Source organism: Tenacibaculum sp. TB-53 (genome assembly GCF_059716285.2).
On sequence record NZ_CM202790.1, the window covers coordinates 1 to 24,634 of the forward strand.

Consider the following 24,634-nt stretch of genomic DNA (forward strand, 5'->3'; position numbering starts at 1 on the left):
GGGTGTAACTAATTATATAATAACGTATTAAAAAATATTTAAAAAAAAGGTTTAAAAATTGCTTGTTAAGTGGGAAAAGGTATCTATATTTGCACCCGCCAACGGAGAAGCGCTAAGTTTTAAAGTTAGCAAAAGTTCATTAAAATAGGGTTTAAGATATTTAAAGAAAAGGTTAAAAAATAGTTTAACAAATTCTTGTTTATTAGGAAATAAAGTGAGTATCTTTGCAGTCCGAATTTTAGGGGAACAGTTCATTAACATAGTGTAGCAAATCAAACGAGAAAAAAACTTTAAAAAAAGTTTTGTCAGATTAAAAAGAGTTTGTAGTTTTGCATCCGCTTTCACAAAGCGGCACGATCACAGAAATTTTGGAAGACGATAAGTTACTAGTTCGAGTCTAGTGTTTCTACAAGAGGATGAGTCGTAAGATAAGTAACAACTTGTCATTGGCGACTCGCCACAAGTTCATTGAAAATATTGAAATTGACAGCGTAATTAAAGAGTAGAATTACCGGTAGTAGTTTAAGAGATTAAGCTATTATAAAATTCTTTTGGAACTTAACATTAATAATATTAAAGATTATACAATGAAGAGTTTGATCCTGGCTCAGGATGAACGCTAGCGGCAGGCTTAACACATGCAAGTCGAGGGGCAGCGAATCTAGCTTGCTAGATGTCGGCGACCGGCGAACGGGTGCGTAACGCGTATAGAATCTGCCTTGTACAGGAGGATAGCCTTTAGAAATGAAGATTAATACTCCATAATGTTTAGAGATGGCATCATTTTTAAATTAAAGATTTATTGGTACAAGATGACTATGCGTCCTATTAGCTAGATGGTAAGGTAACGGCTTACCATGGCAACGATAGGTAGGGGGTCTGAGAGGATTATCCCCCACACTGGTACTGAGACACGGACCAGACTCCTACGGGAGGCAGCAGTGAGGAATATTGGTCAATGGAGGCAACTCTGAACCAGCCATGCCGCGTGCAGGAAGACTGCCCTATGGGTTGTAAACTGCTTTTATACAGGAAGAAACAGTCGTACGTGTACGACCTTGACGGTACTGTAAGAATAAGCACCGGCTAACTCCGTGCCAGCAGCCGCGGTAATACGGAGGGTGCAAGCGTTATCCGGAATCATTGGGTTTAAAGGGTCCGCAGGCGGTCAATTAAGTCAGAGGTGAAATCCCATAGCTTAACTATGGAACTGCCTTTGATACTGGTTGACTTGAGTTATACGGAAGTAGATAGAATAAGTAGTGTAGCGGTGAAATGCATAGATATTACTTAGAATACCGATTGCGAAGGCAGTCTACTACGTGTATACTGACGCTCATGGACGAAAGCGTGGGGAGCGAACAGGATTAGATACCCTGGTAGTCCACGCCGTAAACGATGGACACTAGTTGTTGGGATTTGTCTCAGTGACTAAGCGAAAGTGATAAGTGTCCCACCTGGGGAGTACGATCGCAAGATTGAAACTCAAAGGAATTGACGGGGGCCCGCACAAGCGGTGGAGCATGTGGTTTAATTCGATGATACGCGAGGAACCTTACCAGGGCTTAAATGTAGAGTGACAGGGGTAGAGATACCTTTTTCTTCGGACACTTTACAAGGTGCTGCATGGTTGTCGTCAGCTCGTGCCGTGAGGTGTCAGGTTAAGTCCTATAACGAGCGCAACCCTTATCGTTAGTTGCTAGCAGGTAAAGCTGAGGACTCTAGCGAGACTGCCGGTGCAAACCGTGAGGAAGGTGGGGATGACGTCAAATCATCACGGCCCTTACGTCCTGGGCTACACACGTGCTACAATGGTATGGACAATGAGCAGCCACAACGCGAGTTGGAGCGAATCTATAAACCATATCACAGTTCGGATCGGAGTCTGCAACTCGACTCCGTGAAGCTGGAATCGCTAGTAATCGGATATCAGCCATGATCCGGTGAATACGTTCCCGGGCCTTGTACACACCGCCCGTCAAGCCATGGAAGCTGGGGGTGCCTGAAGTCGGTTACCGCAAGGAGCTGCCTAGGGTAAAACTGGTAACTAGGGCTAAGTCGTAACAAGGTAGCCGTACCGGAAGGTGCGGCTGGAACACCTCCTTTCTAGAGAAAGATGGTGAGTTACAATAGAGGTTTATTTTACTCTTTGCTGTTAATTTTAAAAAATAGACTAAGATCTTAAAAAGGAGATAATTTTTAGATGTTTGATATTAATATCTAAGCTGTCTAAGACAGTCTCGTAGCTCAGCTGGTTAGAGCGCTACACTGATAATGTAGAGGTCGGCAGTTCGAGTCTGCCCGAGACTACAATTTTAAGACTAAGTACAGGAAATTCTAGAAGTTGGGATTCACAATTCATAATTCTGAATTCATAATTTTGAATTTGCAATTGGGGGATTAGCTCAGCTGGCTAGAGTGCTTGCCTTGCACGCAAGAGGTCATCGGTTCGACTCCGATATTCTCCACGAGGCAGTGCCTCGAGACAATAAATGAGTTGTTTCAGAGTGCTGCACGAGTTGCACTGATAAATACTTATCAGTGGCGATTCGCCACGTTCATTGACATATTGGTAAAATGATATCGTAAAGAATCAAGATAGAGAGTTAGATAACATCTAACAACATATTTTTATAAGAACAAGAATTATAAAGAGCTCGTTGTAGTAGAGATACTACAGCAAAAAGTACAATAAGCTAAATAAGGGCGTATGGAGGATGCCTAGGCTTTCAGAGGCGAAGAAGGACGCGATAAGCTGCGATAAGCTACGGGGAGAAGCACATATTTTATGATCCGTAGATTTCCGAATGGGGCAACCCGTCATGTTGAAGACATGTCACACCTTCGGGTGAGCAAACGTGGTGAACTGAAACATCTAAGTAACCATAGGAAGAGAAAACAAAAGTGATTCCGTTAGTAGTGGCGAGCGAACGCGGATTAGCCCAAACCAATGTTGTTACGGCAATATTGGGGTTGTAGGGCTGCGACATTAGAATCTAAGAGAACTGGAATCGTTTGGAAAGACGAACCGCAGAGAGTGATAGTCTCGTACAGGTAATCGAAGAGGATATAGCAGTACCCTGAGTAGTGCGGGACACGTGTAATCCTGTATGAATCCACCGGGACCATCCGGTAAGGCTAAATACTCCTGAAAGACCGATAGTGAACTAGTACCGTGAGGGAAAGGTGAAAAGAACCCTAAGTAAGGGAGTGAAAGAGAACCTGAAACCGTACGCCTACAAGCGGTCGAAGCACATTTACTGTGTGACGGCGTGCCTTTTGCATAATGAGCCTACGAGTTACTGTTGCTAGCAAGGTTAAAGATTTAAGGTCTGGAGCCGAAGCGAAAGCGAGTCTGAATAGGGCGATTATAGTTAGTAGTAGTAGACGCGAAACCGAGTGATCTACCCATGGGCAGGTTGAAGCTGTGGTAACACACAGTGGAGGACCGAACCAGTTGACGTTGAAAAGTCTTTGGATGACCTGTGGGTAGGGGTGAAAGGCCAATCAAACTCGGAAATAGCTCGTACTCCCCGAAATGCATTTAGGTGCAGCGTTGAATAAAAGTTTTATAGAGGTAGAGCTACTGATTGGATGCGGGGGCTTCACCGCCTACCAATTCCTGACAAACTCCGAATGCTATAAAATGTTTTTCAGCAGTGAGGGCATGGGTGCTAAGGTCCATGTCCGAGAGGGAAAGAACCCAGACCATCAGCTAAGGTCCCCAAATATATGTTAAGTTGAAAAAACGAGGTTTGACTGCCCAGACAGCTAGGATGTTGGCTTGGAAGCAGCCATTCATTTAAAGAGTGCGTAACAGCTCACTAGTCGAGCGGTCGAGCATGGATAATAATCGGGCATAAACATATTACCGAAGCTATGGACTTTTAAAAGTGGTAGGGGAGCATTCTATATGTGCTGAAGGTGTGCTGTGAGGCATGCTGGAACGTATAGAAAAGAAAATGTAGGCATAAGTAACGATAAAGGGGGCGAGAAACCCCCTCACCGAAAGACTAAGGTTTCCTCAGCGATGCTAATCAGCTGAGGGTTAGTCGGGACCTAAGGCGAATCCGAAGGGAGTAGTCGATGGACAACAGGTTAATATTCCTGTACTTCTTATAATTGCGATGGGGTGACGGAGTACTGAAAGCACCGCGAACTGACGGAATAGTTCGTTGAAACATTTAGGTATTAGACTGGTAGGCAAATCCGCTGGTTTAGCTGAAGTGTGATAGTACCACAAGTCTTCGGATGCGTGGATAGTGTGCCTAAAAACTTCCAAGAAAAACCTCTAAGCTTCAGGTTATAAGAACCCGTACCGTAAACCGACACAGGTAGTTGGGATGAGAATTCTAAGGTGCTCGAGAGATTCATGGCTAAGGAACTAGGCAAAATAGACTCGTAACTTCGGGAGAAGAGTCGCCAACAGCAATGTTGGCCGCAGTGAAAAGATCCAGGCGACTGTTTATCAAAAACACAGGGCTTTGCTAAATTGAAAGATGATGTATAAGGCCTGACACCTGCCCGGTGCTGGAAGGTTAAGTGGAGTTGTTAGCTTCGGCGACGCAATCAAATGAAGCCCCAGTAAACGGCGGCCGTAACTATAACGGTCCTAAGGTAGCGAAATTCCTTGTCGGGTAAGTTCCGACCTGCACGAATGGTGCAACGATCTGGATACTGTCTCAGCCATGAGCTCGGTGAAATTGTAGTATCGGTGAAGATGCCGATTACCCGCAGCGGGACGAAAAGACCCCGTGAACCTTTACTATAGCTTCGTATTGACTTTGGATAAGTAATGTGTAGGATAGGTGGGAGACTTTGAAGCGGCGTCGCTAGGCGTTGTGGAGTCATCCTTGAAATACCACCCTTTGCTTATCTAGAGCCTAACTCAGCAATGAGAACAGTGCGTGGTGGGTAGTTTGACTGGGGTGGTCGCCTCCAAAAGAGTAACGGAGGCTTCTAAAGGTTCCCTCAGCACGCTTGGTAACCGTGCGTAGAGTGCAATGGCATAAGGGAGCTTGACTGAGAGACATACAGGTCGATCAGGTACGAAAGTAGAGCATAGTGATCCGGTGGTTCCGCATGGAAGGGCCATCGCTCAAAGGATAAAAGGTACTCCGGGGATAACAGGCTGATCTCCCCCAAGAGCTCACATCGACGGGGGGGTTTGGCACCTCGATGTCGGCTCGTCACATCCTGGGGCTGGAGAAGGTCCCAAGGGTTGGGCTGTTCGCCCATTAAAGTGGCACGCGAGCTGGGTTCAGAACGTCGTGAGACAGTTCGGTCTCTATCTGCTGTGGGCGTTAGAAATTTGAGTGGATCTGACTTTAGTACGAGAGGACCGAGTTGGACTGACCTCTAGTGTATCTGTTGTCTCGCCAGGGGCACTGCAGAGTAGCTACGTCGGGAAGGGATAAGCGCTGAAAGCATATAAGCGCGAAACCCACCACAAGATGAGATTTCTTTAAAGGGTCGTGGAAGATCACCACGTTGATAGGCTATAAGTGTAAGTGCAGTAATGTATGTAGCTGAGTAGTACTAATAACCCATAGGCTTATGTACGTATCCCGGTCCTAGTGGCCGGGAGCAAACTCTTTGATGAATTTAGGATATGATTTTACTAATATGTTAACTTTTACAGTTGAAATATACTGAAACGATTTAAGGTGATTATCGCAATGGGGCTCACCTCTTACCATTCCGAACAGAGAAGTTAAGCCCATTAGCGCCGATGGTACTGCCACAGGTGGGAGAGTAGGTCGTTGCCTTTCTTTATCAAGCCTCAATCTTTAAAAGATTGAGGTTTTTTTTTGATCTTATTTTTGGGATTGCTGTATCTCGTAGTTTTTAATCCTTTGCCCGTTATTTTTATAATTATAAAAGAAGTAATTTTGCTTTAAAAGCAAGAATATGAATAAAGCAATTTATATCGCAGCGAGTGATGCAAACTCTGGAAAATCTATGCTAAGTTTGGGTTTGATGCAGCTGTTACTTCGTAAAAAACCTAAAGTAGGATACTTTAGACCTATAATTGATAATCCGATAGGTGATAAGAGAGATAATCACATAAACACAGTTCTTAATTATTTCAATTTAAAAAGTGAGTATGAAGATTGTTATGCTTTTACACGCTCAGAGCTTATTAGAAAATTGAATGATGACAGAGAGGATGAAATAATTAATATAATCATTGAAAAGTATAAGAAACTAGAAGAAGAAAATGATTTTGTAATTATTGAAGGAACTGATTTTTCTGATCATGGAGCTGTAATAGAAATGGATTTAAATGTACTTATTGCCAAAAATATTGGAGCGCCTGTAATTATAGTTTCAGGAGGAGTGAATAAATCACTTGAGGACTTTATTCAGAGCTTACGATTAACTTATGATTCTTTTGTAAACAAAGATGTACAGGTTATTGCGGTTGTGGCAAACAAAGTACAAGAAAAGAATATTCCAACGATAGTACAAGAAGTAGGTGTAAATTTACCAAAGTCAGTTTCAATAAATGCCATTCCGATAGATCAAAAATTAAATAACCCAACAATTAAGGAGTTCTTAATGGAAATTGAAGGAAAAGTTCTATTTGGAGAAGGATTGCTAAATAATACTACAGGTGATATTAAAGTTGGAGCTATGCAACTATCTCATTTTTTGCATCATTTGACAGATGATAGCGTTGTGGTAACACCAGCAGATAGATCTGATATATTATTAGGTACCTTACAAGCCAATATTTCTAGTAATTATCCATCTATAGCTGGGATTATTCTTACAGGAGGAATGGAGTTAAATTCTTCAATCATTAAACTTATTGAAGGTCTAGAAAAAGTGGTGCCTATTCTTTGGGTTAAAGATGGAACATTTAGTATTGCTTCTAGATTAGGAGCTGTTCGTTCTCATATTTATGCCGAGAATATTGATAAAATAAAAATGTCTATCAATATGTTTGAAAAATATGTTGATGTTGCAAGCTTGAATGAAAAGTTAGTTAGTTATAAAGGATCAGAAGCGTTAACTCCAAGAATGTTTCAATATAACTTATTAAAAAAAGCTAAAGAAAGGCGTAAACACATTGTATTACCTGAAGGAAACGATGATAGGATTTTGATAGCCGCTTCTCAACTACAAAAAACAGATGTTGTTCAGTTAACAATATTAGGTAAAAAAGTAAATATAGAAGCTTCAGTTAAACGATTAAATATTCCTTTTGATTTCGATAAAACTGTAATTATTAATCCAATAGAATCTAAATACTTTTCAGATTTTTCCAATACGTTATATGAATTAAGGAAACACAAAGGATTAAGTCCTGCTATGGCAGAAGATTTGATGGCTGATGTTTCTTATTTCGGAACTATGATGGTATATAAAGGGTTAGCTGACGGAATGGTTTCTGGAGCAGCACATACTACTCAACATACTATAAAACCAGCTTTACAGTTTGTAAAAACAAAACCAGGATTTTCAGTAGTTTCATCAATTTTCTTTATGTGTTTGGAGGATAGAGTTTCAGTGTTTGGTGATTGTGCTATTAACCCTAATCCAACAGCAGAAGAATTAGCAGAAATAGCAATTTCTTCAGCAGATTCAAGTATTGCTTTTGGTATAGATCCTAAAATAGCGATGTTATCATATTCATCAGGTGCTTCAGGTAAAGGAGAAGATGTAGATACTGTTAGAAGAGCTACTGAAATTGTGAAGGAAAAACGTCCAGACTTAAAAGTAGAAGGACCAATTCAGTATGATGCAGCAGTTGATCTTTCCGTAGGAAAAAAGAAATTACCAAATTCGGAAGTAGCGGGGCAAGCCAATGTGTTAATCTTTCCTGATTTGAATACAGGAAATAATACTTATAAGGCAGTACAGCGAGAAACAGGAGCTTTGGCTATTGGACCAATGTTGCAAGGGCTAAATAAGCCTGTAAATGATTTAAGTAGAGGTTGTACCGTTGATGATATTTTTAATACCGTAATTTTAACTGCAATTCAAGCACAAGAATAGCTTGTTTATTAATAAAAAATAGATGAAAGTTTTAGTCATAAATTCAGGAAGTTCCTCAATAAAATATCAATTATTTCAAATGCCTCAGCAAGAAGTGCTTTGTTCAGGGTTGATAGAAAGAATTGGTTTAGAACTTGGAAAAGTTCACTATAAATCTAACAATATTAAAGTAGAAAAAGAAGTAATTATCGCAAACCATAAATCTGGTTTAGAAAAGGTTGTTGATTTATTATTGGATAAAAAAGTAGGAGTAATTTCTTCTACAGATGAAATTAAAATTGTTGGGCACAGAGTAGTGCATGGTGGAAGTACTTTTACAAAAACGGCTATAGTAACTGAAGAGGTTAAAAAGAAAATAGAATCGTTATTTTCATTAGCACCTTTACACAATCCTGCAAACTTGGAAGGGATTAAGGTTTCTGAGTCTATTTTTAAATATGCACAACAAGTAGCGGTTTTTGATACAGCATTTCACCAAACCATACCGGTTGAAGCGTATAAATACGCAATACCTACTAAATTATTAGAAGAGTATGGAATACGTTTGTATGGTTTTCATGGAACAAGTCATAAATATGTGTCAGAAAAAGCAAATGAGTATCTTCAAAAAAAACAGTCAAAAATTATTACGATTCATTTAGGAAACGGATGTAGTATTACTGCGGTTGAAAATGGAAAAAGTATTGACCATAGTTTAGGTTTTAGTCCTGTAACAGGTTTAATTATGGGAACAAGATCTGGTGATATTGACCATTCTTTAATTTTTTATCTAACAAATAATTTGGGATATGATATTAATGATGTTAATAACATGTTGCAAAAAGAAAGTGGAATGTTGGGTTTAACAGGTTTTAGTGATTTACGAGATATTGAAGCTGCTGCTGCTAAGGGTAATAAAAACTGTCAATTAGCCTTGGAAATTAATGCTTATAGAATTAAAAAATATATAGGTTCGTATGTTGCGGTAATGAACGGTTTAGATGCAGTTGTTTTCACAGCGGGTATTGGAGAAAATTCTTATGTAATTAGAAAGTTAGTCTGTACTAATATGGAATATTTCGGAATTGAATTAGATGATGAAAAAAATGTTATTAGATCTAAACAAATAAGGGAGATAAATAAAGAAACTTCAAAAGTAAAAGTGCTAGTAATTCCAACTAATGAAGAGTTAGAAATAGCAAAGCAAGCGTACGAATTATTATAATATGAATTATAACTACTCTTATTTAGTACGGTTTCAATATTTAGGGTTTCGTTTACACGGTTGGCAAAAACAACCTAATTTAAAAACAGTTCATTTTTTTGTTGACAAGACATTAAAGTTTGTGTGTAAAGGAATTCGTTGCAAGTCAGTAGGAGTTGGGAGAACGGATGCAAAAGTTTCATCGACTGACTATTGTTTTCAGTTGTTTATTGATGAAAAATTAGACGAATCTTTTTTTATTGAAGATTTTAATCGCAATTCACCTTCTGATATTCGAGTGTTAGGTGTAGAGCAACTTCACGATGAAGAGTTTAATATCATTCAGCATCCTAAAGTAAAAGAGTATCGTTATTATTTTTCCTTTGGAGAGAAAAATCATCCCTACTGCGCTCCTTTTTTAACGGGGTATTTAGATGAATTAGATGTTGAATTGATGAAAGAAGGTGCACAGTTGTTTGAAGGTTTTCATAATTTTAAACATTATTGCACCAAACCATCAGCAGAAACCAAAGTAGCGCGTAGTATTGATGTATGTAAAATAGAAGAAAATACGGAATTATCCGCTTCTTTTTTTCCGGAGAAAAGTTTTGTGTTGGTTATTAGAGGGAGTGGGTTTTTACGGAATCAAATTCGTTTGATTATGGGAGCTTTAGCTGAATTAGGAAAAGGAAATTATGATTTAGAGTTCATCAAAAAAAGTTTGAGTCCTGAAAATAGTGATATAGACTTTATGAAAACCATCGCACCAGCTTCTGGACTACATTTACATAAAGTAGAATTTAAAAAATAAAGCTTGTCAATTGACAAGCTTTATTTTTACAAAATATGTTTAATTAGAGTTAATCTCTAATTAAACTTCTTGAGATTACAATTTTCTGAATTTCTGAAGTTCCTTCGTAAATCTGAGTAATTTTAGCATCACGCATTAAACGCTCTACATGGTATTCTTTTACGAAACCATTACCTCCATGAACTTGAACAGCTTCAACAGTTTGTTCCATTGCTACTTTAGAAGCATATAATTTTGCCATAGCACCTTCACGATCATAGTTTTCACCAGCATCTTTTTTGCAAGCAGCAGCCATTACTAAGTGACGAGCCGCAGCAATTTCTGTATACATATCAGCTAATTTGAATGCAATAGCTTGGTGGTTACAAATTTCAGTACCAAAAGCTTTACGCTCTTTAGAGTATTTTAACGCTAATTCATAAGCTCCTGAAGCAATACCTAATGCTTGAGCAGCAATACCAATACGTCCACCAGATAAAGTTTTCATCGCAAATTTAAAACCGAATCCGTCTTCACCAATACGGTTTTCTTTAGGAACTTTTACATCGTTAAATTGTAACGTGTGTGTGTCAGAACCACGAATACCTAATTTATCTTCTTTAGGACCAATGTGGAAACCTTCCATACCTTTTTCAATAATAAAAGCATTGATTCCTCTATGGCCTTTAGCTCTATCTGTTTGAGCGATTACTAAATAAGTATCAGCACGTCCACCATTAGTAATCCAGTTTTTAGTACCATTTAATAAATAGTAATCTCCTTTGTCTTCAGCAGTAGTTGCTTGCGAAGTAGCATCAGAACCAGCTTCTGGCTCACTTAAACAAAACGCACCAATTTGCTCACCAGTAGCTAATTTTGTTAAATATTTTTGTTTTTGTTCTTCAGTACCATAAGCTTCTAAACCATAACATACTAATGAATTGTTTACAGAAACCATTACTGAAGCTGAAGCATCAATTTTTGATAATTCTTCCATAATTAATACGTAAGAAACAGCATCCATTCCACTTCCTCCGTATTTAGGATCTACCATTACTCCCATAAATCCTAACTCACCCATTTTGCGAACTAGTTCATTAGGAAACTCTTGTTTTTCATCTCTTTCTATAACTCCTGGCAATAATTCGGTTTGAGCAAAATCACGTGCAGCATCACGAATCATTAAATGCTCTTCTGTAAGGTTAAAATCCATTATCTATTTTATATTTTGTTAAATTCGTAAAAAATGTGTTCAAAGATACTTTTTTAATAGCAATTTTTCAATAGACTTGTTATTTTTACTTTATGCAAGACAACTATATTTATTGTATTGGATTAATGTCAGGAACTTCTTTAGATGGAATAGATTTGGCATATATAAAAATGCATGAAAATTTATACGAAGATTTTAGAATTATACAGGCAGAGACAGTATCATATTCTAATGAATGGAAGAAAAAACTGCAAGAAGCTATAAATTACGATGAGAAAGATTTACAAATTTTAGATGTTAATTATGGTGAATTTTTGGGGAGTATATTGAATAACTTTATAAGAGAACACCGTATTTCTAAATTAGATTTTATAGCATCTCACGGGCATACAGTTTTGCATCAACCAGAAAAAGGAATTACCCTACAAATAGGAAATGGGCAAGTCATAGCAAATGTTACTCAGCAAAAAGTAGTATGTGATTTTAGAACTCAAGATGTAGCGTTAGGTGGACAAGGAGCTCCTTTAGTGCCTATTGGAGATAGACTATTATTTACTGATTATGATTACTGTTTAAACTTAGGAGGTTTTGCTAATATCTCTTATGAAGAAAATAAACAAAGAATAGCTTTTGATATTTGTCCTGTGAATATTGTACTGAACCATTACACACGTAAAATAGACTTAGAGTATGATAATGAAGGGGAAATAGCCTCAGAAGGGAAAATTAATATGGGATTATTAAGACGATTGAACGAGCTTTCCTTTTATCAAGAGCTTCCTCCAAAATCTCTAGGATTAGAATGGGTACAGTCAACTATTTTTCCTTTAATAGATAAAGAGGAAGCAGATATATCAACTATTCTAAGAACTTTTGTAGAACATGTAGCGATGCAAATAGGTAATGTTGTTAAAAATGATGCTACTATTTTAGTAACAGGAGGAGGAGCGTTCAATACGTTTTTAATGAAGAGAATAGAGTTTTTTGCACAGACAAAAATAAAACAAGTAAGTACAGAACTCATTGATTACAAAGAAGCTTTGATTTTTGCGTTGTTAGGAGTGCTAAAGACCCAAAGCAAAGTAAACTGTTTACAGTCAGTTACTGGGGCAAAGAAGGATCATTCTTCAGGTAATATTTTTTATCCGCAGAAATAATTTAAAGTATTTGAGTAATGTAGTTTTTTATGATAAATTTGTTCGGTAACAACTACACACTAAAACCTATAGTATAATGAATCAACTTTAGCTTCCCCACAGGGGAATAATTACAGCGAATTTTTTGAATATGAAAAAGAAACAAGTAAAGTTGAAAATCATCTATTATAACATTAAACAATGAAAGAATTATTAAAGCAATACGAAGAAAAGCAACCAGAAATAGTATTTAATTGGAAAGACCCTGAAACAGAAGCAGAAGGTTGGACAGTTATTAATTCATTAAGAGGAGGTGCTGCTGGTGGTGGTACACGTATGCGTAAAGGATTAGATAAATACGAAGTAATGTCACTTGCTAAAACTATGGAAGTGAAATTTACGGTATCGGGTCCAGCAATTGGAGGAGCAAAATCAGGGATTAATTTCGATCCGCACGATCCTCGTAAAAAAGGAGTTTTAGAGCGTTGGTATAAAGCTGTTGCTCCATTATTAAAAAACTATTATGGAACAGGAGGAGACTTAAATGTTGATGAAATTCATGAAGTAATTCCGATTACAGAAGATAGTGGAGTTTGGCACCCGCAAGAGGGAGTTTTTAATGGACATTTCAAGCCTACCGAAGCAGATAAAATTAACCGTATTGGTCAGTTACGCCATGGAGTTATTAAAGTGTTAGAAGATGAAAGTTTATCACCAAGCGTAGCCAGAAAATATACCGTAGCTGATATGATTACTGGATATGGAGTTGCTGAAGCAGTTCGTCATTACTACGATATTTATGGAGGAACAGTAGAAGGAAAGCGTGCTGTAGTACAAGGTTTTGGTAATGTAGGTTCAGCCGCAGCGTATTATTTAGCACAAATGGGAGCTAAAGTAGTAGGAATTATTGATCGTGTTGGAGGAGTTATTAAAGAAGAAGGATTCTCTTTTGAAGAAATTCAAGAAATGTTTTTAAATAAAGATGGGAATACGTTAGTGTCTGAAAACATGATTCCATTTGAGGAGATGAATGAGCGTGTTTGGAATCTTCCTTGTGAAGTTTTCGCACCGTGTGCAGCTTCAAGGTTAGTTACTCAAGAGCAAATTAACCAGATGATAAATTCAGGATTAGAAGTTATTTCTTGTGGAGCAAATGTTCCATTTGCAGATAAAGAAATTTTCTTTGGATCTATTATGGAAGATACTGATAAAAAAGTGAGTTTGATTCCAGACTTTATTTCAAACTGTGGTATGGCAAGAGTATTTGCATACTTTATGGAGCGAAGAGTAGAAATGACAGATCAAGCTATTTTTGAAGATACTTCAAATACTATTAAAAAAGCGTTACAAAGAACACATGCTAAGAGTGCTGCAAAAACACAAATAAGTGAAACAGCTTTTGAAATTGCATTAAAAGAACTAGTATAAAGTTCTTTTTTATGACTTCAGAAATACTGTTTAAGTAATTAAGCATAATAAAAGTAAAAGTCTTCCTTCATTGTTAAAAGTAAGGAAGACTTTTTACATCAAACAATTTTAAATAAAAGAAATCGTTAGTTAAATAGCGAAAACATAATATAAATTCTAATTTAGTATTCATGCTATTATTTCAAGAAACTCAGGAGTTGGTAGAGGAAGTACCTCAAGAAAAAACGTTATCAATCTATAATTTAATTATGGACGGAGGTGTAGGCGGTCAAATTATTATCGCTTTGTTATTCGTGTTGTTAGCCGTGGCTCTTTACATTTATTTTGAACGTTTTTTTGCTATTAAAGAAGCATCAAAAGTAGATGTTAATTTCATGGACCAAATTAGGGATCATGTAACGAACGGAAGAATAGATAGTGCTAAATCACTTTGTGATAATACAGTTACGCCAACAGCCAGATTAATAGGAAAAGGAATTTCTAGAATAGGAAAACCTCTTGAAGATATTAATACAGCAATAGAAAATGCAGGAAAACTAGAGGTTTATAAGCTAGAAAGAAATGTGTCAGTATTAGCAACAATAGCAGGAGCTGCTCCAATGATAGGTTTTTTAGGAACTGTAATTGGAATGATTGTTGCGATTCATGAAATAGCAAATTCAGGAGGACAAATAGATATTAAAATGTTATCGGATGGCTTGTATACAGCAATGACAACGACAGTTGCTGGGTTAATTGTAGGGATTATAGCATATATAGCTTATAACCATTTAGTAGTTCGTACCGATAAGGTTGTTTATCAAATGGAAGCAAAATCTGTTGAGTTTTTAGATTTATTAAACGAACCGGTATAATGAATTTACGAGGAAGAAATAAAGTCAATCCAAACTTCAATATGTCATCAATGACTGATATTGTTTTTTTGTTGTTGATATTTTTTATGTTAACATCAACATTGGTTACAGTAAGTGCCATTGATGTCTTGTTGCCTAAAGCTGGAGGTAAAACAGAGAATAATACATCAGTAGCGGTAACTATAACTAATGATGCGTTGTTTTACATAGATAAAACAAAAGTTAGTAACGTAAATTTAGAAAGAGAGTTGTTAACTAAGGTAGGCGTAGATAAAAAGAAAACAGTGGTTATTCGTGGTGATCAAAATGTGCAGTATAAAAATGTAATGCAGGTGATTGATATTGCGAATAGAAACAAGTTAAAAATGATTTTAGCTGTTAAAGGTAAATAAATGACAGTTTTAGATACTCAACATAAACGTAAATCAGCTATTATTACAGCAATTATTCTGATATTATTTGTTATTGGAATACTCAATTACGGAATGAAATATCTCGATCCACCTATTGAATATGGTCTAGCGATTAATTTTGGTACCTCTGAAGTAGGAAGTGGAGAGCCTGTTGAAAAAACTAAAGCACAAGCAACATCACAACAAGAAGAGGTTGTTGAAGAGCAAGTAGAAGAAACCCCAGAGGAAACAATAAAAGAAGAAATTATTACAAATGATACTGCTGAAGAAGTTCCAGTGGTTGAAAAAAAAGAAGCTGTAAAAGAAACTTCCAAAGAAGAAAAGCCTAAAGAAAAAAAGAAGCCTAAGCCATCAAAAGAAACAACTGATGCTTTAAATAGTTTGTTAAACGGAACGTCAAAAGATGGAGCTAATTCTGGCGAAGGAGATGATAAAAAATCTGGTGTAAAAGGAAATGAAAATGGAGACCCAAATTCAGATAAATATTACGGCAATTCCGGAAGTGGCTCAGGAGGTAATTATAACCTAGCAGGAAGAAAAGCTTTGTCAAAACCTATTCAAAAACCAGACTGTCAAGAAGAAGGTACGGTAGTGGTAAGTATTGAGGTTGATCAAAATGGAAAAGTAATTAAAGCAACTCCAGGAGCTAAAGGGACTACAAATTCAGCATCATGTTTATACGATGCAGCAAAAAAAGCAGCATTAAAAACAAAATGGAATGCAGATGGAAATGCACCATCAAAACAACGAGGAACAATTATCTATAAGTTTTCTCTTTCAAAATAAATACATCTATTTTTTACACTAAAATATTAAGATGACTTATCAACAAGTATTAGATTGGATGTTTGCTCAGTTACCAATGTATCAATGTAAGGGACAAACAGCATTAAAAAAAGATTTAACTAATATCATAGCATTGTGTGATGAGTTAGATAATCCACAAAAAAAGTTTAAAACCATTCATGTAGGAGGAACGAATGGCAAGGGATCTACTAGTCACATGGTAGCTTCTATATTACAAGAAGCAGGTTATAAAGTAGGATTGTATACTTCACCTCATTTAAAAAACTTTACTGAACGAATTCGAATCAATGGAAAAGAAATTTCAAGAGATTCTGTGGTTAAGTTTATAGAAAAGAATAAGGTCTTTTTAGAAAAACAAGGGTTATCTTTTTTTGAAATGACGGTAGGAATGGCATTTGAAGAATTTGCGAATCAAAAAGTAGATGTTGCTGTTATTGAAGTAGGTTTGGGAGGGAGATTAGATTCAACAAATATAATTGCACCAGAAGTTTCAGTAATTACTAATATCGGATTAGATCATACACAGTTTTTAGGAGAAACTTTACCAGAAATAGCGTTTGAAAAAGCAGGGATTATAAAAGAAAATGTTCCAGTAGTTATTGGTGAGCGTCAAAAAGAAACGGAAAATGTTTTTAACACTAAAGCGGAAGAATGCGAAGCACCAATATTTTTTGCTTCAGATAAAAAGCAAAATTATACGACTGATTTATTAGGTGAATACCAAAAACATAATGTAACAACGGCGGTAATAGCTACTCAGCAATTGAAAGAATTTAGAATTACAGAAGAAAATATTAAAAAAGGATTGTTAAATGTGGTAAAAAACACCAATTTAAAAGGACGTTGGCAGGTGTTGCAAGAAAAACCAAAAGTGATTTGTGATACAGCACATAATAAAGAAGGATTGTTTTATACATTGGAGCAATTAAAAAAAGAAAATTATAAGCAATTACATATTGTTTTAGGTGTTGTTTCAGACAAGGATTTGAGTGAAATTTTACCAATGTTTCCTGAAAAAGCAAAATATTATTTCTGTAAACCGAATATTCCTCGCGGGTTGCCAGTAGATAAATTAAAAGAGCAAGCAAGTGAGTTTGGATTGATGGGGGAGGTGTTTTGTTCTGTAAGTCAGTCACTTGCAAAAGCAAAAGTAAATGCATCTAAAGAAGATATGATTTACGTGGGAGGGAGCACATTTGTGGTAGCAGAAATTTTATAGAAAAAAATGTAAAAAAGTTATTGTTAATCTCTAAAACTGTTATATATTTGCACCCGCAATTGACAAGTAAGGGCGCGTAGCTCAGTTGGTTCAGAGCACTTGGTTTACACCCAAGGGGTCAGGGGTTCGAATCCCTTCGCGCCCACAACTCTTACAAAGATTTAATTGCAAACGGGCGCGTAGCTCAGTTGGTTCAGAGCACTTGGTTTACACCCAAGGGGTCAGGGGTTCGAATCCCTTCGCGCCCACTGTAAGGTCTCATCATTCTTGATGAGACTTTTTTGTTTTATATCTTCTCATTCATGCATTTTTTTGTAGTTTTGCATATTTAGGAAATAGAGATATGAATGATAAAAAAATTGCCGTAATAGGGTTAGGTTATGTTGGACTGCCGTTAGCAAGGTTGTTTGCAACAAAATATCCTGTAATAGGTTTCGATATCAATAAAGATAGAGTTGAAGAGTTAATGTCTGGAGTAGATTCTACTTTAGAGGTGGAGAATAGGGTATTGCAGTCAGTATTAGTAAAAAATCCTTCAGGTATGAATGGGCTTTTTTGTTCAGCATCATTGGAAGATATTAAAGAATGTAACTATTATATAATAACAGTACCAACACCTGTAGACAAGAATAATCACCCTGTGCTTACTCCATTAATTAAAGCAAGTGAAACAGTAGGAAAGGTGTTAAAAAAAGGGGATATTGTTATTTATGAATCGACAGTGTATCCAGGAGTTACAGAGGAAGAATGTATTCCGGTATTAGAACAAGTTTCTGGCTTGAAGTTCAATGACGATTTTTATGGAGGATATTCTCCAGAACGTATCAATCCAGGAGATAAAGAACACACAGTTGAAAAGATTTTAAAAGTGACTTCTGGTTCTACACCTGAAATAGGGAGAAAAGTAGATGATTTATATAAATCAGTAATTACAGCGGGAACACATTTAGCGCCAACTATTAAAGTAGCAGAAGCATCAAAAGTAATTGAAAACTCTCAACGAGATATCAATATTGCTTTTATAAATGAATTAGCAAAGATTTTTGGGTTAATGAATATCGATACAAACGATGTATTGGAAGCAGCTGGGACAAAATGGAATTTTCTACGATTCAAGCCAGGTTTGGTTGGAGGGCATTGTATAGGGGTAGATCCGTATTATTTAGCACAAAAAGCACAGGAGTTTGGATACCATCCAGGTATCATTTTAGCTGGAAGAAGGATGAATGACGGAATGGGAGAGTATGTGGCTTCTCAGGTTATAAAACTAATGATTGATAAAGATATCAAGATAAAAAAGGCGGAAGTATTACTTTTAGGAATTACATTTAAAGAAAATTGTCCAGATGTGCGTAATACAAAGGTTGTAGATGTGGTAAAGGGGTTAAAAGAGTATAATACGGATGTAACAATCTATGATCCTTGGGCTGATGTAGAAGAAGTTCAAAAAGAATACAATTTGTATTCAGTAAAAGAATTACCGAAGGGTAAATATGATGCGGTAGTATTAGCAGTGGCTCATGATGAATATAAAGACTTAGATTTAAAGTCAATTTTGAAAGATGGAGGAGTGGTGTATGATGTTAAAGGAGTGTTGCCTAAAGGTATAGCAGATAAGACTTTGTAAGGTGGAGATGTTTTTTTACTATATAGTTAAGAGACAGAAGAGTTATCATCAACTCTTTTAATTTAAAAAAAGGAAAAGATGAATATAACTGTTATTGGAACAGGATATGTGGGGTTAGTATCGGGAACATGTTTTTCAGAGATGGGAAATAATGTGATTTGTGTTGATATTGATCAAGGAAAAATAAATAAGCTTCATCAAGGGATTATTCCCATTTATGAACCAGGCTTAGAAAAAATGGTGTTGAAAAATGTAGAAAAGAAGAATTTATTCTTTACTATCGAATTAGAAGAAGCGATTAATGAATCTGAAATTGTTTTTATAGCAGTTGGAACTCCAATGGGAGAAGATGGATCGGCGGACTTACAATATGTATTAGCTGTTGCTAAAGAGATAGGTCAGAAGATGAATAACAGATTGATTGTTGTTGATAAATCTACTGTGCCAATAGGAACAGCAGATAAAGTAAAAGCTACGATTCAAGCAGAATTAGATAAAAGAAACGAAACGCTTGAATTCGATGTAGTTTCTAATCCTGAGTTTTTAAAAGAGGGGGATGCTATCAATGATTTTATGAAACCTGATAGAGTGGTAATAGGAGCAGAGTCTGATTATGCTTTTGATAAAATGCGTCAACTGTATACACCTTTTACTATGTCGCATGAACGTTTTATTGCTATGGATGTTCGCTCAGCAGAAATGACCAAGTATGCAGCAAATGCAATGCTGGCAACAAAGATATCCTTCATGAACGAAATGGCAAATATCTGCGAGCGAGTTGGAGCTGACGTAAATAATGTTCGAGTAGGAATTGGTTCAGACTCAAGAATTGGATATAGTTTTATTTACCCAGGCGCAGGGTATGGAGGTTCTTGCTTTCCAAAAGATGTAAAGGCCTTAAAAAAGATAGCTGAAGAGAATGGATATGAAGCAAAATTGATTACGTCTGTTGAGGAAGTAAATAATCGTCAGAAATTTGTGATAGCTGATAAAATCATCAATAAATTTGGAGAAGATTTATCAGGAAAAACTTTTGGTCTCTGGGGGTTGGCATTTAAGCCAGGAACGGATGATATGCGTGAAGCGCCTGCAATTTATGTGGTAAAAGAACTAGTAAAGAGAGGAGCTAAAGTACAAGCATATGATCCTAAGGCTATGGAAGAAGCACAACACTTTTATTTAAAAGATGTAGAGAATGTTGACTATAAAAATGCAAAGTACGAGGTGCTAGATAATGCAGATGCGTTGATTTTATTGACAGAATGGAAAGAGTTCCGTTCACCAGATTTCTCTGAGATTGAAAAACAACTGAAAGCTCCAGTTATTTTTGATGGAAGAAATCAATATACTACCTATGGATTGGAAGAAAAAGGATTTGAATACTATCAAATAGGAAAAAACTAATGAAAATTTTAGTTACAGGAGCAGCAGGCTTTATTGGATTTCATCTAAGTCAAAAACTATTAGAGTTAGGGCACACAGTTGTAGGAATAGATAATATCAACGATTATTATGATGTCAATTTAAAGTATGCTCGATTAAAAGAGTTAGGAGTTGAAAGAAAAAGTGCTGAGGTATACTACAAAGAAATAACTAGTAGTACTAGTGAAAAATTTAAGTTTATCAGACTAAACTTAGAAGATAAAAAAGAATTATTTCAGTTATTCACTACAGAAAGCTTTGATGTTGTATGTAATTTAGCAGCACAAGCAGGTGTTCGTTATAGTATTGAAAATCCTAATGCTTATATTCAAAGTAACATTGTTGGTTTCCTAAATATTTTAGAATCTTGTAGGCATCATGAGATTAAACATTTAGTGTATGCAAGTAGTTCAAGTGTTTATGGAATGAATAAAAAGGTACCTTTTTCAGAAGAAGATATAGTCGATAATCCTGTGAGTTTGTATGCTGCAACAAAAAAGAGTAACGAATTGATGGCACATACCTACAGTTATTTATATAAAATACCAACAACAGGATTACGTTTTTTTACTGTATACGGGCCTTGGGGAAGACCTGATATGGCACCGATACTATTTGCCGATGCCATTTCAAATGATCGTCCAATCAAAGTGTTCAACAATGGTGATATGGAGCGAGATTTTACTTATATAGATGATATAGTAGAAGGAGTGAAAAGAGTAATAGAGAAGCCTGTTGAAGAAAGAGACTTGTATAAAGTTTATAACATAGGAAATAATGATTCTGTAAAATTGTTAGAATTTATTACTCAGATTGAAACGAGTATAGGAAAAGAAGCTACAAAAGAAATGTTACCTATGCAAATGGGGGATGTGAAAAAAACTTGGGCAAATGTTGATGGATTAATTAAAGATTATAATTACAGTCCTAATACAAGTTTAAGTAAAGGAATAAAAGAGTTTATTAATTGGTTTAAAGTTTTTTACATTGGAAGTTAAAATGTTATTTAAGAGAATTCTGCTACAAATATTTCTAGCTACTTTTTTGGTGTTAGCTAGTGCTGAGGGACAAGCCCAAAATATTCAGAATCAAATGAGTCAAATAGAAGTTGATGATTTATCTGATGAACAAGTAACTAAGTACTGGGAAAAAATAAAAGAAGAAGGATATACTCTAGATCAGGCTTTAGCAATAGCAAAAACAAGAGGAATGTCCGAATTACAAGCTCAAAAGCTTAGAGCAAGAATAGAGACGCTTAAAAGTAAACCACTAAATAAAAAAGAGGAAAATGAAGAAGAACTACAAGAAGAAGTAGATAGTACTCAACTTCTTTTTGGGTTAACAGGAGAAGAAGAAAAAAAGGAAGAAAAAAAAGAAGAACTCTTCGGATATGACTTTTTTAATAATCCAAATATTTCGTTTACACCAAATTTAAATATAGCTACACCAGAGAATTATATAATAGGAGCGGGAGATGTAGTTTCAATTGATCTTTGGGGTGCTGCAGAGGTAAATTATGAGAAAAAAGTAAACAAACAAGGAGCAATAAATGTAGAAGGTGTTGGTTATATTCAATTAATAGGATTACCAGTTAGTGCTGCAAAATCTAAAATAAAAAATTACCTAAAAAGAATCTATGCAGGAATAGGAGCTTCTTCTAGTAGTTATAATAAAGTAAATATAGCTGTTTCTATAAAAGAAGTAAGAAATGTTCAAGTGAATATTGTAGGAGAAGTGAAGGTCCCAGGGTCATATTCAATTAGTGCTTTATCCACAGTATTAAATGCTTTATATGCAGCAGGAGGACCAACAAAGAATGGTACTTTCAGAAGGATCCAGCTTTTTAGGAGAGGAGTGAAGGAAGCTGATTTTGATTTTTATCAGTTTTTAGTAAATGGTTCAGAAGAAGGAAACATAACGGTTCAAGATCAAGATGTTATAATAGTAAAACCTTATGAAAGTAAAATTACTATTGAAGGAGCCGTTAAAAGACCAGGTATTTTTGAGATGAAAACTGAAGAAAGTGTAAAAGACTTATTAAATTATTGTAGTGGTTTTACCTCAAATGCATATAGACAAAAAGTTGTTATAGAGAGAATTAAAGGGGTTCAAAAAGAGATTGTAGAGGTTTCAAAAGATAATTTTGATTTAGTTAAAATAAAAGACGGAGATTATATCAAAGTAAATGAAATAGTAGACGAGTTTTTGAATAGAGTTAGTATTGGTGGGGCTGTTTTTCAGCCTGGTAACTACGAATATAAAGAAGGAATGACTGCTTCTAACTTGTTACTAAAAGCTGAAGGGGTAACCAAAGAAGCCTTTTTAGATAGAGGTATTATTGTAAGAACACATGATAAGAGTGATAAGGAAACGCTATCTTTCTCTCCAAGAAAGGCAATGGAAAATAAAGAACATATACTCTTAAAAGAAAGTGATAGTATTTACATTTTCACGAAAGAAGAATTGAAAGAAAAAGAGTTCATCACAATTAATGGAGCAGTGAATAAAGAAGGGGAATTTGATTACATGAAAGGAATGCGTGTTGAGGATTTAATAGTATTAGCGGGAGGATTGAAAGATGGAGCGGATGCAAGCATGATTGATGTATCTAGAAGACTGAAAGATGGAAGTTTTGAAACGGTTAGTGAAAATTTTGATTTAAGTGCAAGTAAAAATCTAGGTACTGATCATTTAGATAATTTTGTACTAAAACCGTTTGATATTGTTTCTGTAAGATATTTAAAAGGATATACTGAACAAAAAAGAGTAACTATCACAGGAGAAGTTAATTTTGAAGGGGAATATTCAATTGGTCAAAAAAATCAAAGAATTTCTGATTTAATAGAACAAGCTGGAGGTTTAACAAAATACGCTTATGTAGAAGGTGCTTTTTTAACAAGAAAGAACAATGAAGAGGAAGATGAAAAGCAATCAGACTTTATAGCTGACTTTGCCCAAAGAGATTCATTATCTAGTAATGTTGAACAGCGTATAAAAAAGAAGAAAGATTTTAAGATTGGAATAGAGTTACAAAAAATATTAGCCTCAGGAGGAAAAAAGTCAAAATATGATATAATTTTAGAAGAAGGAGATGAGTTATTTATTCCTTCTGAAAGACAAACCGTAAAGGTTGAAGGAGAGGTATTGTCACCATCATTGGTGAGATATGAAAAAGGGAAATCATTTAAACATTATATAGAAAACTCTGGAGGTTTTTCTGAAAATGCGAAAAAGAGTAGAGCATATATAGTGTATGCAAATGGAGATATTAGAACAACAAAGAGGTTTTTATTCTTTAAATCATATCCAGATGTAAAACCAGGAGCAGTTATTTTAGTACCTAAAAAGCCTGAGGTAACAAATAAAGTTACAACCCAACAAGTAATAGCTATTACTACAGGGTTAGCAACATTAGGAGTATTGGTAAAAACGTTAACGGAGAAAAAATAGAATAGATGAATAAAGAATTGATAGATTTCTTTTTTAAAGTTAATAAACATAAAAAGAAGCTTTTAAAGAATACGTTCATGCTTTTTATAGTTGTTGTGGTCTACACATTTTTTATTTATACAAAGAATTATCAGTCTAAAATTGTTTTTGTACCACAAGTTACACAGTCTAGTAATTTAGCTTCAAAGCTAGGAAGTCTAGCTTCATTCGCTGGTTTAGGTGCTGCTAATAAATCTGGAGGAGAAGAAATTACTCCTATTTTATATTCTGAAATAATAAAAAGCAAACCTTTTCTTAATGAATTATCTAAACAGTCGATTACTTTAGAGGTAGAAGGAAAGGTTAAAAAAATAATATATAGAGATTATTTTTTAAAATATAAATCAAAATCAATTACTAATAAAGTTAAATCGTTTTTAGTCTCATTGTTTAAGAAGGAAGAAAGAGAAGAACATAATTATACTGATGAGCTTGGAATTGTACAATATTCAAAAAATGAGATGGTAATGTTTAAAAGTTTATTAAAATCAATTTATTTGAAGTATAATGAAGATGAAAACATTATTACTTTAGGAGCAACTTCTGAAGTTCCTGAAACAGCATCAGAGCTAGTTTATTACTCTACACAAATACTGAAAAAGGAAATAATAAAGCTAAAAATAGCTAAAGCAAAAAAAGAACTAGAATTCATAGAAGAGAGATATAAAGAAAAAGAAAAAGAGTTTAAAAAAGATCAACTCCAGTTAGCTAGTTTTGAAGATAGAAACTCCTTCTTAGGGACATCTAAATCTAAAATAAAGTTGCTTGATTTACGCTCAAAGTATAATCTTTCATTTGAAATTTATTCTCAATTAGAAAAAGAATTAGAGTCCGCTAAACTAGAGATTAACCAACAAACACCTACCTTTATTGTAATAGAACCTATCTTTACACCTACTTTTAAAACAGGTATGAGTAGATTGATAATCTTAATCATAGGATTTGTTTTATGTACTATATTTTCTGTAGGTTATTTTTTTGTGAAAATAGAGTATAAAAAAATTAAAGAGAGCCTAATAAGTAGTCAATTAGTGTAATTTTAAATTAGT

Annotated in this window: 15 protein-coding genes, 4 tRNA genes and 3 rRNA genes; 21 read left to right on the plus strand and 1 reads right to left on the minus strand. The window is 35.3% G+C overall.

The window, feature by feature from the left end; genetic code table 11:
• Positions 1-584 precede the first annotated feature (584 nt).
• The 8 genes from AC3VJB_RS00005 (at position 585) to AC3VJB_RS00040 (ending at position 9,998) form a co-directional block, all read left to right on the plus strand.
• A 16S ribosomal RNA gene (locus tag AC3VJB_RS00005) occupies positions 585-2,106 on the plus strand.
• A gap of 130 nt (positions 2,107-2,236) precedes the next feature.
• Positions 2,237-2,310: transfer RNA gene (locus AC3VJB_RS00010), tRNA-Ile, on the plus strand.
• Positions 2,311-2,394: 84 nt separating this feature from the next.
• Positions 2,395-2,468 (plus strand) — tRNA-Ala (locus tag AC3VJB_RS00015).
• Positions 2,469-2,689: 221 nt separating this feature from the next.
• Positions 2,690-5,562 (plus strand): 23S ribosomal RNA (locus AC3VJB_RS00020).
• A gap of 100 nt (positions 5,563-5,662) precedes the next feature.
• Positions 5,663-5,771 (plus strand): 5S ribosomal RNA (gene rrf / locus AC3VJB_RS00025).
• The 16S, 23S and 5S rRNA genes sit together here with 2 tRNA genes alongside, the layout of an rRNA operon.
• A gap of 139 nt (positions 5,772-5,910) precedes the next feature.
• Positions 5,911-8,004, plus strand: coding sequence for a phosphate acetyltransferase (gene pta, locus AC3VJB_RS00030; RefSeq protein WP_437823880.1), 2,094 nt, complete (start codon positions 5,911-5,913; stop codon positions 8,002-8,004).
• A gap of 22 nt (positions 8,005-8,026) precedes the next feature.
• Positions 8,027-9,208, plus strand: a complete 1,182-nt coding sequence (locus AC3VJB_RS00035; protein ID WP_437823882.1) for an acetate/propionate family kinase — start codon at positions 8,027-8,029, stop codon at positions 9,206-9,208.
• 1 nt (position 9,209) lies between these two features.
• On the plus strand, positions 9,210-9,998 hold the full coding sequence (locus AC3VJB_RS00040; protein WP_437823884.1) for a tRNA pseudouridine synthase A: 789 nt from the start codon (positions 9,210-9,212) through the stop codon (positions 9,996-9,998).
• Between the two features lie 49 nt (positions 9,999-10,047).
• Here AC3VJB_RS00040 and AC3VJB_RS00045 read toward each other — a convergent pair whose 3' ends face one another.
• Positions 10,048-11,190 carry an acyl-CoA dehydrogenase gene (locus AC3VJB_RS00045; protein ID WP_437823886.1) on the minus strand — a complete coding sequence of 381 codons (1,143 nt, stop codon included), beginning with the start codon at positions 11,188-11,190 and terminating at the stop codon, positions 10,048-10,050.
• A gap of 92 nt (positions 11,191-11,282) precedes the next feature.
• Between AC3VJB_RS00045 and AC3VJB_RS00050 the strand changes: the two genes are divergently transcribed.
• From AC3VJB_RS00050 to AC3VJB_RS00110, 13 genes are all read left to right on the plus strand, one after another.
• A complete protein-coding gene (locus AC3VJB_RS00050) occupies positions 11,283-12,347 on the plus strand; it encodes an anhydro-N-acetylmuramic acid kinase (RefSeq protein WP_437823887.1) in 1,065 nt (354 codons plus the stop codon).
• 180 nt (positions 12,348-12,527) lie between these two features.
• Positions 12,528-13,754, plus strand: a complete 1,227-nt coding sequence (locus AC3VJB_RS00055; RefSeq protein WP_159616332.1) for a Glu/Leu/Phe/Val dehydrogenase dimerization domain-containing protein — start codon at positions 12,528-12,530, stop codon at positions 13,752-13,754.
• A gap of 170 nt (positions 13,755-13,924) precedes the next feature.
• Positions 13,925-14,608 (plus strand): MotA/TolQ/ExbB proton channel family protein, encoded by a 684-nt coding sequence (locus AC3VJB_RS00060; protein WP_047790255.1) that lies wholly within the window; start codon positions 13,925-13,927, stop codon positions 14,606-14,608.
• Positions 14,608-15,000 (plus strand): ExbD/TolR family protein, encoded by a 393-nt coding sequence (locus tag AC3VJB_RS00065; protein ID WP_047790254.1) that lies wholly within the window; start codon positions 14,608-14,610, stop codon positions 14,998-15,000. The genes AC3VJB_RS00060 and AC3VJB_RS00065 overlap by 1 nt, the downstream gene beginning before the upstream one ends.
• Positions 15,001-15,807 carry an energy transducer TonB gene (locus AC3VJB_RS00070; protein ID WP_167714273.1) on the plus strand — a complete coding sequence of 269 codons (807 nt, stop codon included), beginning with the start codon at positions 15,001-15,003 and terminating at the stop codon, positions 15,805-15,807.
• A 31-nt stretch (positions 15,808-15,838) separates the two neighbouring features.
• Positions 15,839-17,047 (plus strand): bifunctional folylpolyglutamate synthase/dihydrofolate synthase, encoded by a 1,209-nt coding sequence (locus AC3VJB_RS00075; protein WP_497666613.1) that lies wholly within the window; start codon positions 15,839-15,841, stop codon positions 17,045-17,047.
• Positions 17,048-17,117: 70 nt separating this feature from the next.
• Positions 17,118-17,192, plus strand: a tRNA-Val gene (locus AC3VJB_RS00080).
• A 28-nt stretch (positions 17,193-17,220) separates the two neighbouring features.
• Positions 17,221-17,295: transfer RNA gene (locus AC3VJB_RS00085), tRNA-Val, on the plus strand.
• A gap of 95 nt (positions 17,296-17,390) precedes the next feature.
• Complete coding sequence (locus tag AC3VJB_RS00090) at positions 17,391-18,674, plus strand: nucleotide sugar dehydrogenase (protein WP_159494519.1); 1,284 nt, start codon at positions 17,391-17,393, stop codon at positions 18,672-18,674.
• Positions 18,675-18,752: 78 nt separating this feature from the next.
• On the plus strand, positions 18,753-20,078 hold the full coding sequence (locus AC3VJB_RS00095; protein WP_159494520.1) for a UDP-glucose dehydrogenase family protein: 1,326 nt from the start codon (positions 18,753-18,755) through the stop codon (positions 20,076-20,078).
• Positions 20,078-21,094, plus strand: coding sequence for an NAD-dependent epimerase (locus AC3VJB_RS00100; protein WP_159616362.1), 1,017 nt, complete (start codon positions 20,078-20,080; stop codon positions 21,092-21,094). Before AC3VJB_RS00095 ends, AC3VJB_RS00100 begins: the two co-directional genes overlap by 1 nt.
• 94 nt (positions 21,095-21,188) lie before the next feature.
• The gene (locus AC3VJB_RS00105; protein ID WP_437823893.1) at positions 21,189-23,546 is read left to right on the plus strand and encodes an SLBB domain-containing protein; all 2,358 of its coding nucleotides are present in this window, start codon (positions 21,189-21,191) and stop codon (positions 23,544-23,546) included.
• A gap of 5 nt (positions 23,547-23,551) precedes the next feature.
• Positions 23,552-24,622: a hypothetical protein gene (locus AC3VJB_RS00110; protein WP_159494523.1), complete on the plus strand. Its 1,071-nt coding sequence runs from the start codon at positions 23,552-23,554 to the stop codon at positions 24,620-24,622.
• Positions 24,623-24,634: the final 12 nt, after the last annotated feature.